General features: G+C 68.8%; 8 protein-coding genes. 7 read left to right on the forward strand and 1 reads right to left on the reverse strand.

What is annotated here, in order from left to right:
* The first annotated feature begins 260 nt into the window (after positions 1-260).
* The 3 genes from argG (at position 261) to QM714_RS14410 (ending at position 3676) form a co-directional block, all read left to right on the forward strand.
* Positions 261-1694 (forward strand): argininosuccinate synthase, encoded by a 1434-nt coding sequence (gene argG / locus QM714_RS14400; protein WP_415101741.1) that lies wholly within the window; start codon positions 261-263, stop codon positions 1692-1694.
* 74 nt (positions 1695-1768) lie between these two features.
* Positions 1769-2164, forward strand: a complete 396-nt coding sequence (locus tag QM714_RS14405; RefSeq protein ID WP_415101743.1) for a DUF5709 domain-containing protein — start codon at positions 1769-1771, stop codon at positions 2162-2164.
* A 12-nt stretch (positions 2165-2176) separates the two neighbouring features.
* Positions 2177-3676 carry a WS/DGAT domain-containing protein gene (locus QM714_RS14410; protein ID WP_415101745.1) on the forward strand — a complete coding sequence of 500 codons (1500 nt, stop codon included), beginning with the start codon at positions 2177-2179 and terminating at the stop codon, positions 3674-3676.
* 32 nt (positions 3677-3708) lie between these two features.
* Here QM714_RS14410 and QM714_RS14415 read toward each other — a convergent pair whose 3' ends face one another.
* The gene (locus QM714_RS14415) at positions 3709-5811 is read right to left on the reverse strand and encodes an elongation factor G-like protein EF-G2 (RefSeq protein ID WP_415101747.1); all 2103 of its coding nucleotides are present in this window, start codon (positions 5809-5811) and stop codon (positions 3709-3711) included.
* A gap of 230 nt (positions 5812-6041) precedes the next feature.
* On the opposite strand from QM714_RS14415, the gene QM714_RS14420 reads away from it, so the two are divergent.
* The 4 genes from QM714_RS14420 to QM714_RS14435 all read left to right on the forward strand — a co-directional run bounded on the left by QM714_RS14420 (position 6042) and on the right by QM714_RS14435 (position 12557).
* Positions 6042-7499 carry an NAD-dependent succinate-semialdehyde dehydrogenase gene (locus QM714_RS14420; protein ID WP_415101749.1) on the forward strand — a complete coding sequence of 486 codons (1458 nt, stop codon included), beginning with the start codon at positions 6042-6044 and terminating at the stop codon, positions 7497-7499.
* Positions 7500-7639: 140 nt separating this feature from the next.
* Positions 7640-9091 (forward strand): glucose-6-phosphate dehydrogenase, encoded by a 1452-nt coding sequence (gene zwf / locus QM714_RS14425; RefSeq protein ID WP_415101751.1) that lies wholly within the window; start codon positions 7640-7642, stop codon positions 9089-9091.
* Between the two features lie 156 nt (positions 9092-9247).
* On the forward strand, positions 9248-10606 hold the full coding sequence (locus QM714_RS14430) for a GH1 family beta-glucosidase (RefSeq protein ID WP_415101753.1): 1359 nt from the start codon (positions 9248-9250) through the stop codon (positions 10604-10606).
* Between the two features lie 106 nt (positions 10607-10712).
* Positions 10713-12557 (forward strand): hypothetical protein, encoded by a 1845-nt coding sequence (locus QM714_RS14435; protein WP_415101755.1) that lies wholly within the window; start codon positions 10713-10715, stop codon positions 12555-12557.
* The last annotated feature ends 191 nt before the right edge of the window (positions 12558-12748 follow it).

The following is a 12748-nucleotide window of genomic DNA, read 5'->3' on the forward strand; positions in this document are numbered from 1 at the left end:
CTCCTGGTCCAGACCATAGTTGATAGTTCAACTACTCGGAACAAGCCTCCCGCTGGATCCATTCCCGGGGCGCCCGCATGTTTGTGCAATGCAAGAACCTGAAGTGCTGGCGTCTTGATCGAGCGCGCGACGGTGTTGCACTCTTGTGCAAGAGGGCCCGCCATTCCCCACGATGGCGGGCCCCTTTTCTGTCCCTGGGCCAGCCCGGCGAGTGGCGAGCCTGATTTGCATGGCCATGCATTGGCCTGCATGATTGCTCCATGTCCAAGGTCCTCACCACCCTGCCCGTCGGCGAGCGCGTCGGCATCGCCTTCTCCGGGGGCCTCGACACCTCCGTGGCGGTGGCCTGGATGCGCCAGCAGGGCGCCGTACCCTGCACCTACACCGCAGACATCGGCCAGTACGACGAGCCGGACATCGCGAGCGTGCCGGAGCGAGCGCTGGACTACGGCGCGGAGCTCTCCCGCGCGGTCGACTGTCGGACCGCACTGGTCGAGGAGGGCCTCGCCGCGATGGCCTGCGGCGCGTTCCACATCCGCTCCGGCGGCCGCGCCTACTTCAACACCACACCGCTCGGTCGGGCGGTCACCGGCACCCTGCTGGTGCGTGCCATGCACGAGGACGGGGTCGAGATCTGGGGCGACGGGTCGACCTTCAAGGGCAACGACATCGAGCGGTTCTACCGCTACGGCCTGCTGGCCAACCCCAATCTGCGGATCTACAAGCCCTGGTTGGATGCCCATTTCGTCGACGAGCTCGGCGGTCGCGCCGAGATGAGCCAGTGGCTCACCGAGCACGACCTGCCCTATCGCGACAGCAAGGAGAAGGCCTACTCGACCGACGCCAACATCTGGGGTGCGACTCACGAGGCGAAGACCCTCGAACACCTCGACGTGTCGCTGGAGACCGTGCAGCCGATCATGGGCGTGCGGTTCTGGGATCCCACTGTCGCGATCGAGACCGAGGACGTCACGATCCGATTCGTGCAGGGCCGACCGGTGGCCATCAACGACACGACGTACGCCGACCCGGTCGCCCTGGTGACCGAGGCCAACGCCATCGGCGGGCGGCACGGGCTCGGCATGTCCGACCAGATCGAGAACCGCATCATCGAGGCCAAGTCGCGGGGAATCTACGAGGCGCCGGGGATGGCGCTGTTGTGGACGGCGTACGAACGACTGCTCAACGCCACCCACAACGAGGACACCATCGCCAACTATCACCTCGAGGGTCGGCGGCTGGGCCGGCTGCTCTACGAGGGCCGGTGGCTCGACCCGCAGGCGCTGATGCAGCGCGAGGCGATCATGCGCTGGGTCGGCTCCCTGGTGACCGGCGAGGTGACCTTGCGGCTGCGGCGGGGCGAGGACTACTCGATCCTGCGCACCGAGGGGCCGAACCTGTCCTACCACCCGGACAAGCTGTCGATGGAGCGCACCGAGCATGCGGCCTTCGGACCGACCGACCGGATCGGTCAGCTCACCTTGCGCAACCTCGACATCGCAGACTCCCGGGAGAAGCTCGAGCTCTATGCCAACCAGCCGCTCGACCAGGGTCAGGTGCTCGTCGAGCACGGCACCCTGCTGGGTGAGATCGAGGCCGGCCGCGCAGCCCGGATCGCACAGAACCCCGAGGCCGAAGGAGAGCTCGGCGACGAGGCGCTGGACAGCGCCGCGATGGAGTTCGGCGTCGACTGATCCGCCGGCCGAGGGTGCTGTGCCGTCAGTCACTTGCGCTGCACGGACCCGCTCCCGAGGAGGATGATGGGGTTATGAGTGGCGGAGAGGAATACGGCGACTACAGCGTCGACGACGAGACCCAGTTGCAGCCCGAAGACACCCTGGACTTCCATGGGGTCGACGACGTCCTCGACGAGGGCATCGTGACCCGCGAGAAATGGTCACCGGCCCAGGGTTTCGGCAACACCCCCGCCGAGGAGCACCAAGGCGAGTCCCTCGACCAGCGGATCGCGCAGGAACAGCCGGACGTCGGCGTCGACGACGACTGGACCGACGACGTCCTCGACGACGACGAGGTCGGCGACCAGCGCTCCGGCCGGTTGGTGGCGGCCGACGACGGCGACGATCGCTTCGTCCAAGACGTCGGCGTCGACGGTGCGGCGGCCAGTGCCGAGGAGGCCGCCATGCACGTCATCGACGAGTTCTGAGCCCGGGCCGTCGTGAGCCGGACTGAGGCTGAGCCTGGTGCTGCGGAGCGGCCCGCACGGCTGCCGATCGCTCCGGCCGACCAGACCTGGCTGCACATGGACCGGCCGAACAACCTGATGCACGTCCACTCGTTGATGTGGTTCGGCGAGCAGGAGCCCAGCTGGGAGGCGATCGTGGACCTGGTCCAGCGCCAGGTCGTGGACCGCTTCCCGGTGTTCTCCCGTCGCCCGGTCGAGGAGCGCGGTCGGTGGTTCTGGGAGGTCAGCCCCGACTTCGACATGACCGACCATCTCACCCGCACCGTGCTGGCGGGGGCGCCGACGGCGCAGTCCTTGCGCGACTACATCGGCGCCCGCTTCTCCGACCCGTTCGAGACCGACCGGCCGCTGTGGTCGATGGAGGTCATCTCGGGTGTGACCGGCCTCGCCGACGGTCCGCGCACCGTCGTCTTCAGCCGCTTCCACCACGCTCTCGCCGACGGCATCCGACTGGTCCAGCTCCTGCTCAGCCTCTGCGAGACCACCGAGGACGGCGCGCTCCCACCCACGGTGGGGCGCGAGGGCGGCCGGGGCCTGCTGGCCGCCGGCGCGGACGCCGTACGCCATGGCGTCACGGACGCCTGGGACGTCGCCCGCGGCTTTGGCGCCAGCGCGCTGAGTGTGCCGATCTCGGCGGCAAGGCTGGGGCCGGTGGCGCTGGAGCATGGGTGGGACCTGCTGGTCCACCCGGGCCACCTTATCGACGCGCTCTCCTCCTTCACCTCCGAGGAAAACGCGTCGGCCAACACCGTCGCCGAGGTGACGCGGATCCTGGCGGCCGGGCGCAGCGTGCGCACCTCCTGGACCGGCACGCCCGGTGCTGCCAAGCAGGTGGCCTGGACGACCGGACTCGACCTGGGCCGGGTGCGGCGGGCCGGGAGGGAGTACGACGGCACCGTCAACGACGTCCTCCTCGCCGTGATCTCCCGCGCCTTCACCCGCTATCTGCAGGAGAAGACGGCACCCGTGGACGAGATCCACTGGCTGGTGCCGGTGTCCTTGTCGCCGCTCGACGCCGACCTACCCGAGGAGCTCGGCAACCACTTCTCGCTGATCTTCTTGCCGATGCCGCTCGGGGTGCGTGACCCACGGCAGTTGATCGGGCAGATCAGTGAGCGGATGACCCGCATCAAGCAGAGCGCCGAGCCCGTGGTGACCTTCGGCATCCAGTGGGTGCTCGCCGAGTCACCCACCGTCGTCGCCACCGCCTTGACCGATCTGTTCGCCAACAAGGCGGTCGGGGTGCTGACCAACGTGCCCGGTCCCCGGATCCCGATGACCTTCGCTGGCGCTCCCGTCGCCGGGATGATCGGCTGGGCCCCGTGCAGCGGCGACGAGCCGATGAGCGTGTCGATCTTCAGCTACGACAACCAGGTCACCATCGCGATCGCCGCTGATGCCGCGCTGGTCCCCGAACCGGACCGGATCGCCGCGCTGATCACCGAGGAGTTCGAGGCCTTCTTGCCGCGGTGATCTCCACCCGCCCGATCGCCCCGAACACGTTCTCAGTGGGTCTCCCGGGGCGTGACGTTGCGGGCCACGTCCTCGGGCATCGGCTCGTAGTGGGCGAAGGCCCGGGTGAAGGTGCCGGCGCCATGGGTCGACGAGCGCAGGTCGATGGCATAGCGGACCAACTCGGTCTGGGGCACCTCGGCGCGGACGACGGTCCGGTCGTCGCCGGACTTGTCGGTGCCGAGCAGCCGACCCCGCCGCGCCGAGAGGTCCGACATGACTCCACCGATCATGCCGTCGGGCACGACCACGGTGACCGTGTCGTAGGGCTCCAGCATCGTCACCGTGGTCGCCTCGGCGGCCTCACGCAGTCCGAGCGACCCGGCCATCTGGAACGCCATGTCGGAGGAGTCGACCGAGTGCGCCTTGCCGTCGACCAGGGTCACCCGCAGGTCGACGACGGGGTAGCCAGCCCGGACGCCACGCTCCATCTGGGCGCGCACGCCCTTCTCCACGGAGGGAATGAACTGGCGCGGCACCGATCCGCCGACGACCTTGTCGACGAACTCGAAGCCACCGCCCTCGGGAAGGGGCTCGACCTCGATGTCGCAGACGGCGTACTGCCCGTGACCACCCGACTGCTTGACGTGTCGGCCGTGGCCCTTTCCGGGGCCACTGAAGGTCTCCCGCAGCGAGACCAGGAAGGGGGTCTGGTCGACATGGACGCCGAACCGCGCGGAGAGTCGCTCCAACGCGACGTCGGCGTGGGCCTCGCCCATACACCAGACCACCAGCTGATGGGTCTCGGAGTTGTTCTCGATGCGCAGGCTGGGGTCCTCGGCGGCGATCCTGGACAACGCGGTGGACATCTTGTCCTCGTCGGCCTTGGACTGCGCGACGATCGCGACCGGCAGCAGCGGCTCGGGCATCGACCACGGCCGCAGCACCCGTGGGTCGTCGGGGGAGGAGAGGGTGTCGCCGGTCTCGGCGCGGGTGAGTCGGCCGATGGCGCACAGATCGCCGGCGACCACGCTGCCAGTGGGCACCTGGCTCCGGCCGAAGGCGTAGGACAGACTGCCGACCTTCTCGTCCTCGTCGTGGTCCTCGTGGCCGGAGCCCTCGCCGAAGAACGAGGTGAAGTGTCCGGACACGTGCACGACCTGCTCGGGCTGCAGCGTGCCCGAGAAGACGCGAACGAGGCTGAGACGACCGACGTACGGATCGCTGGTCGTCTTCACGATCTCGGCCACCAAGGGCCCGGACGGGTCGCAGGTGATGGCCCCGGACTCGGCGCCGGCCGGGGTGAAGACGTCCGGGCTGACGTGCTCGGGAGGCGACGGAAAGGCCCGCACGGCGAGATCGAGCAGTTCGGTGCAGCCCACCCCGGTCACCGAGCAGACCGGCACGACCGGGAAGAAGGAGCCCGTGGCGACCGCCTTCTCGAGGTCGGCGACCAGGACATCCTCGGCGATCTCCTCGCCGCCGAGGTAGCGATCCATCAGGGTCTCGTCCTCGGACTCCTCGATGACGGCCTCGATCAGGGAGCCGCGCTGGTCGTCGTCCGCGTGCTCACTGGGCGACAGCAGGCCCGCCAACGCGGTCACCTCCTCGCCGTCGCGCACCGGGAGGTAGAGCGGCATCACCTTGTCGCCGAAGGCGGCCTGGGCGGCCCCCAGCACGCCGTCATAGTCGGCACGTGCCTGGTCCAGCTTGGTGATCACGACCGCGCGAGGCATGCCGACCTCCGCGCACTCGCGCCACAGTGCCTGGGTGCCGGCGTCCACGCCGTCGTTGGCCGCGATCACGAACAGAGCGCAGTCGGCCGCACGCAGCCCGGCGCGCAGCTCGCCGACGAAGTCGGCATAGCCCGGGGTGTCGATCAGGTTGATCTTGGTGCCACGGTGCACCAAGGGGGCGAGGGCGAGCGAGATGGACCGCTGGTGCGCCTGCTCCGCATCCTCGAAGTCGGTGACGGTGGAGCCGTCTCGGACCGAGCCGGCCCGAGGGATTGCTCCGCTGGAGGCGAGCAGCGTCTCGACGAGGGTGGTCTTGCCCGATCCACCCGGTCCGATCAGCACGACATTGCGGATCTTGTCGGGGCTGCTCGCCTCGAGATCTTGGCCGGATGCTCTACGGTCCTTCACCTTGTCAGCCATGGATCCCAAACAACTCCAGATCGGCCGCGAGCACAAGAGGATCGGGCCGATTGTCTGGCTGACTAGTCCGTCACACCTGGGGTGGAAAAAGAGACCGGGCCCCTCGCTGCATGGGGTCAGCGAGGAGCCCGGAGTCTCCAGTCCGTCCAATGACGGGTAGCACTATGGTAACGGGGACGGCTCCGATCGTGGCCGTTTCGACGATTTCACGAGGAAAGGCAGCGGCACCGATGAGTGCACTAGACCTGTTGGCGCCCGAGCATCGCGCGCTCTTCATCGGCGGTCAATGGCGGCAGGCGGCCAGCGGGATCAGGTTCGGGGTCAAGGACCCGGCCGACGGGTCCATCATCACCGAGATCGCGGATGCCAGCGCCGAGGATGCCCTGGCTGCCCTCGACGCAGCAGCCGCGGCACAGGCCGACTGGGCCACCTCGGCCCCACGCGAGCGAGGCGAGATCCTCCGGCGCGCGTTCGAGTTGCTCACCGAGCGCGCCGACGACTTCGCCGAGCTGATGAGCCTCGAGATGGGCAAGCCGTTGGCAGAGGCGCGCGGCGAGGTGACCTACGGGGCGGAGTTCTTCCGCTGGTTCAGCGAGGAGGCCGTGCGCATCCACGGCCGCTGGATGCAGGCACCCGCGGGTGGCAGTCGGCTGCTGACCATCCGCAAGCCGGTGGGCCCGTGCCTGTTCTTGCTGCCCTGGAACTTCCCGCTCGCCATGGGCACCCGCAAGATCGGACCCGCCGTCGCGGCCGGCTGCACGATGGTCGCCAAGCCCGCCGAGCTGACCCCGCTCACCACGTTGGCCCTGGCAGCGCTGCTGGAGGAGGCCGGGCTCCCCCCCGGCGTGCTCAACGTGGTCACCACCACGCACTCGCCGCTGCTGTCCGAGGCGCTGATGGCCGACGGCCGCTTGCGCAAGGTGAGCTTCACCGGCTCGACCAGTGTCGGCAAGGTGCTGGTCCGCCAATCGGCCGACCAGCTGCAGCGGCTCAGTATGGAGCTCGGCGGCAACGCGCCGTTCATCGTCTTCGACGACGCCGACGTGGACGCCGCGGTCGATGGCGCGATGCTGGCGAAGATGCGCAACATGGGCGAGGCGTGCACCGCAGCCAACCGGTTCCTCGTCCAAGAAGGGGTGGCCGAGGAGTTCGGCCGCAAGCTCGCCGAGCGGATGGGCGCCCTGACCGTCGGCCGCGGTCAGGACGCCGGCGTCGACGTCGGGCCGCTGATCGACGACAAGGCGGTCGAGTCCGTCCGCAAGATGGTCGACGACGCCGTTGTGGAGGGTGCCACCGTGGTGCTCGGCGGCCAGGCCGTCGAGGGCCCCGGCAGCTTCTTCCAGCCGACCGTGCTCACCAACGTGCCGTCGGACGCCGAGATCAACCTGCAGGAGATCTTCGGCCCGGTCGCCCCGATCGCCACGTTCGCGGCCGAGGAAGAGGCGATCGCGCGGGCCAACAACACCGAGTACGGCCTCGCTGCCTACGTCTACACGCGCGACCTGGCCCGCACCATCCGGGTCTCTGAGGCGCTGCAGTACGGCATGGTCGGCATCAACACCGGGCTGGTCTCCAACCCGGCCGCACCGTTCGGTGGCGTCAAGCAGTCCGGCTTCGGTCGCGAAGGCAGCTTCGAGGGCATCGAGGAGTATCTCGACACCACCTATGTCAACCTACCCGCCGGGTGACTCGGCCGCTCGACATCGTTGCGGTTTGGGCCCAAACGACATGAAAGTCGGCCGGAATGTTGCGGTTTGGGCCCAAACGGCAACATCCTCCACCGCGAGACAGTGGTGACTGAGGACGAGGGAAGTGCCACGCTGTCGGCATGAGTGTGATGACACAGCCGCCGGAGGGCAGCGCGGGCCCGCCCACGACCGTCGTACTCTTCGGGGCGACCGGAGACCTAGCGAAGCGCAAGTTGCTGCCGGGGCTGTTCCACCTCTCCCGGACCGGTTTGCTGCCGGATCTGCGGGTCGTGGGCACTTCGCTCGACGACTACGACCGCGACTCGTTCATCGCGCTGGCCCGCAAGTCGTTGGACGAGCACAGCCACGACGTGTCGGAGGATCAGTGGGCGGACTTCTCCCAGCGTCTGTTCTGGGCGCCGGGCGGCACGCCTGAGGGCCTGCGCACGGGCGTCGAGGAGGCCGAGCGGAACAACCCGGACGGCTACCAGCGGCTGCACTACCTCTCCGTGCCCCCGGCCGCCGCGTTGGCGGTGGTCAAGACGCTGGGTGAGGCGGGGTTGGCCAAGGACAGCCGAATCATCATGGAGAAGCCGTTCGGCACCGACCTCTCCTCCGCGCGTCGGCTGAACACTTCGTTGCACGAGGTGTTCGACGAGAAGCAGATCTTCCGCATCGACCACTTCTTGGGCAAGGAGCCGGCGCTCAACATCTTGGCGTTCCGGTTCGCCAACGGACTCTTCGAGCCGGTGTGGAACAGGAACATGATCGACCACGTCCAGATCGACGTGCCCGAGAAGCTCGGCCTCGAGCAGCGGGCGTCGTTCTACGAGGCGACCGGCGCCTACCGCGACATGGTGGTGACTCACCTGTTCCAGATCCTCGCCTTCACCGCGATGGAGGCGCCCACAGCGCTCGATCCGCAGTCGATCACCGAGGAGAAGAACAAGGTCTTCCGCTCGATGCTGCCGATCTCGCCGGAGGACGTGGTCCGCGGTCAGTACAACGGCTACCTGGCCGAGCCGGGTGTCGCGCCCGGCTCGGAGACGGAGACCTTCATTGCCCTGAGGTGCTTCGTGGACAACTGGCGTTGGGCAGGGGTGCCGTTCTATCTGCGCACCGGGAAGCGGTTGGCCGAGGGTCAGCGGATCATCTCGATCGCGTTCAAAGAGCCACCGAAGTCGATGTTCCCCGCTGGCTCCGGGGTCGGTCAGAATGGTCCGGACCACCTGACCTTCGACCTTGCCGACAAGGCGAAGATGTCGTTGTCGTTCTACGGCAAGCGGCCCGGCCCAGGGTTCCGGCTCGACAAGCTGTCCATGCAGTTCGCGGTCGAGGAGACGGACTGGGCCGGATCGGTGCTGGAGGCCTACGAGCGACTCATCCTCGACGCGGTCAAGGGCAACCACACCCTGTTCACCACCGCCGACGGCGTGGAGCGGCTGTGGGAGATCTCCGCGCCGCTGTTGGACAACCTCCCGCCAGTCCGGCCCTACGCCGAGGGCTCCTGGGGCCCCAACCAGATCCACCAGCTGATCGCACCCAGCACCTGGCGACTGCCCTTCGAACGCGGCTGGCGCGAGAAGAAGTAGACCTTCCACAGAAGAGATTCCGCGAGTGGGGGCTGCCGCCCCGCGGGCACCATCCCAATCGCGGAGTCTCTATGCCCACGTTTCACCTTCCCGGCACAGAGCGGGCCGCTAGGGTTCCGGGGGAGCGCGGACCGGCCGGCTCCGGGGAGGACGACTGTGGTCTCACGCAAGGCTGAAACCGGGGGCGATCTGCCACGACTGCCCGAGGGTTTCCGTTTCGGCACCAGCACGGCGTCGTACCAGATCGAGGGCGCCGTGGCCGAGGACGGGAAGGGCCTGAGCATCTGGGACACCTTCACCCACGAGCCGGACCGGGTCGTGGACGGCTCGACCGGTGACGTGGCGTGCGACCACTACCACCGCTATGTCGAGGACGTCGCGCTGATGAAGCGGCTCGGCAGCGACGGCTACCGGTTCTCCATCTCCTGGCCGCGGATCTTTCCCACCGGATCGGGGTCGGTCAACCAGGCCGGCCTCGACTTCTACGACCGTCTGGTCGACGAGCTCGTCGGCGCGGGCGTCAAGCCGATGGCGACCCTCTATCACTGGGACCTGCCGCAGGCCCTGGAGGACGATGGCGGCTGGCTCAACCGAGCCACCGTGGACCGCTTCGCGGAGTACGCCGCCGTGGTCGGCGAGCGACTGGCCGACCGGGTGGAGCACTGGGTGCCGGTCAACGAGCCCAACGTGGTGATGAACCTCGGCTATGCGACCGGTGTGCACGCTCCTGGCAAGGTGCTGATGTTCGATGCCCTGCCCGTGGCGCACCACCTGCTCCTTGCGCACGGTCGCGCCGCGATGGCTCTTCGGGAGGCAGGTGCGGCCAGCGTCGGTTGCGCCAACAACCACTCGCCGATGTGGCCGGCAAGCGAGGACGACGCCGACGTCGGCGCCACCAAGCTGTTCGACCAACTCTGGAACGACCTGTTCGCCGGACCGATGCTGCTCGGTCGCTACCCGATCGACCTGGCTGATCTGATGGAGGAGTACGCCCTGCCGGGCGACCTCGCCGCCATCCGGCAGCCGTTGGACTTCTACGGCGTCAACTACTACAACCCGATGCGGATCGCCGCTGCCGACGACGACGCGCCGATGCCCTTCGAGTTCCGCGACATCGTCGGCTACGACACCACCGACTTCGGCTGGCCGGTGGTCCCCGACGGGCTGCGGGAGTGGCTGATCACCATGCGTGCCCGGTTCCGCGCCGCGCTGCCGCCCATCTTGGTCACCGAGTCCGGCTGCGCCTACAACACGGGTCCGGATGCGGAGGGCGTGGTCGACGACCAGCTGCGGATCGACTATCTCGACGAGCATCTGCGCGCGATCGCCGATGCGATCCGGATCGGCGTGGACGTCCGTGGCTACTACGTCTGGAGCCTGCTGGACAACTTCGAGTGGGCGGAGGGCTACACCAAGCGGTTCGGCCTGGTGCACGTCGACTTCGACACCCAGGTGCGGACCCCCAAGCGCTCCTTCGAGTGGTATGCCCAGGTGATCGCTGCTCACCGTCGCTGATCCGCGAGACGTCGTACGACGCCGGCGGACGGCGTGCGAATTGGTGGCCGGGGTCACCGGAGGGGATGACGTCGTGCGGTGCGACGTCCCATTAGGCTGAGTCGTCATGGGACGAGCCGGGGATCGGGACCCGTTGCGACTGTTGGCCCAGGCACCGGAGCCGCTGCTGGTGCTGGTCGACCCCGACTGCGACCGGATGGTTCACCGACTGCCCGAGTCGGCCCAGGTGCACCTGCTGCCGCTGGCCGCGCCACCTCCGGCGGCCGAACCATGGCGCAGCATCGTGGTGGTCGCTTCTGACCGAGACGCCCTCCAGCGGCTGGTGCCGACGCTGCCCAAGATCGGGCGGGTCACCTCCTTCGGTCTGGTGTTGGGCTGGACCGACACCCTCGTCCCGCTGACCCCCGCGGACGCCTGGCCCAGCCTGCTGCAGGTCGACTCGCAGCGCCGGGGGAGCACCCAGGTCCAACTGGTCCAGCTGAGCGACCGGGTCGGCGCGCGCCGGCTGTTCGCAGAGTGGGCGCGGCTCGCCATCGGCCGAGATCTCCGACCACTGGGCGGCCTACGGATCGCCGTCCACGGAGGTGCTGTCGCGCCACCGGGCTACAGCAACGCCCGGAGGTACGGCGACCCCGAGCGCCGCGACGAGAGCGAACGCCCAGCGCCGCCGGACGTCATCCTCACCGACGACCCGGCTGGAGTGGAGACGACCGAGCACCATGTCACCGGCAGGGCACCGACGATCGTCGACGTCACGGTCGAGCCCGGGATCGGGCCACTGGACGCTCGGATCCTCAACCCGATCGGCTTCGACCGGTCGCCGCGGCGCGGATTGGTTCGGCTGGATCTCCCTGCCCCCGGCACACCGAGGCTCTCCCTGGCCCACCGCGAGTTGACCACGTCCGCCGCTCGGGGTGCCACCGAGCAGATGGTGGATGCGCTCCGACGGCAAAGTGGTGCGATCATCTCCTGGCCGACCGCGGTTGACCTCAGCTTCGCGACAACGGTGGCAGGCCTGGCGATGAGTGGGACTCCCTTGGTGAGCGCGGAGCTGCCCGGGTGGGCGGACGACCTCCTCGGCGCGGAGACCAGCAAGCTCTTGGCAACCCCGGTCGACCTGGCCGACGAGCTCGCCCGCGAGGAGTACAGCATCGCGCTGCGTCGGGCCGCCCATGCGGCCTTCGCCGTGCCCGCCTGGCGAGCGCGGATGGGTGCCCGCGCCGGCCTGCCCGCGCCGTACCGTCCTCGGGTCAGCATCGTGCTGGCCACCAAGCGCGCGGACCGGCTCGACCATGCCCTCGCGCAGGTGCGCGACCAGGTCGGTGCTGATCTTGAGCTGGTGCTCGCTCCCCACGGGTTCGCGGTCGATCCCGGCCAGGTGGCGAGCCTGGCCGGTGACCACGTCACGACCCAGATCGTCACTGCGCCGGCCGAGACGCGGTTCGGCGACGTGCTGTCTGCCGCTGCAAACGCCGCAGCCGGTGACCTGATCGTGAAGATGGACGACGACGACTGGTACGCCCCCGACTTCGTCACCGACCTCCTGCTCGCCCGCAGCTACAGCGGCGCGGAGCTGGTCGGCATGCCCTGGGAGCTCACCTACCTCGAGGGTCCGGACCAGACCGTGAGGAGGGTCGAGGGCACCGAGCAGTACGGCCGCTTCGTCGCCGGCGGCACCATGATGATCGAGCGCACGCTGCTGCGGGAGGTGGGCAGCTTCCGATCGGTGTTCCGCTACGTCGATGCCTCGCTGATCACCGATGTCCTCAGCGCAGGTGGTCGCGTCTACCGCACCCAGGGGCTGGGCTACATCTACCGCCGGGCCGACACCGGCCACACTTGGGAGGCCGACTTCGACCGCTTCCTCGGCGAGCACCGGGTGGCCGCCCGCTGGGACGGCTTTCGCCCGAGTCGCCTGTTTCCGCCTCCCGACTCGGCCGCTGAGGGCTGAGGGTTGCTGGCCGGTCGCTGGGTGTGGGCGGTGCCTGGCTCTCGCGGCCGGTGGACGTCTGCCGCGGTCCTATGGTGGCAAAGTGGCCCGTATACCGGGTCCCAAGCCACTACAGCACCGCGGCAGATGGGTCGGGGCCACCACAGCACCGCGGCAGATGGGTCGGGGCCACCACAGCACCGCGGGAGATG

Source organism: Nocardioides sp., from assembly GCF_047602075.1.
GTDB lineage: Bacteria > Actinomycetota > Actinomycetes > Propionibacteriales > Nocardioidaceae > Nocardioides.

Coding starts and splice junctions, on each gene's coding strand:
- QM714_RS14415 (WP_415101747.1), bottom strand. CDS start 5,811: ATGGCTGACAAGGTGAAGGACCGTAGAGCATCCGGCCAAGATCTCGAG.
- zwf (WP_415101751.1), top strand. CDS start 7,640: ATGAGTGTGATGACACAGCCGCCGGAGGGCAGCGCGGGCCCGCCCACG.
- QM714_RS14420 (WP_415101749.1), top strand. CDS start 6,042: ATGAGTGCACTAGACCTGTTGGCGCCCGAGCATCGCGCGCTCTTCATC.
- QM714_RS14435 (WP_415101755.1), top strand. CDS start 10,713: ATGGGACGAGCCGGGGATCGGGACCCGTTGCGACTGTTGGCCCAGGCA.
- QM714_RS14405 (WP_415101743.1), top strand. CDS start 1,769: ATGAGTGGCGGAGAGGAATACGGCGACTACAGCGTCGACGACGAGACC.
- argG (WP_415101741.1), top strand. CDS start 261: ATGTCCAAGGTCCTCACCACCCTGCCCGTCGGCGAGCGCGTCGGCATC.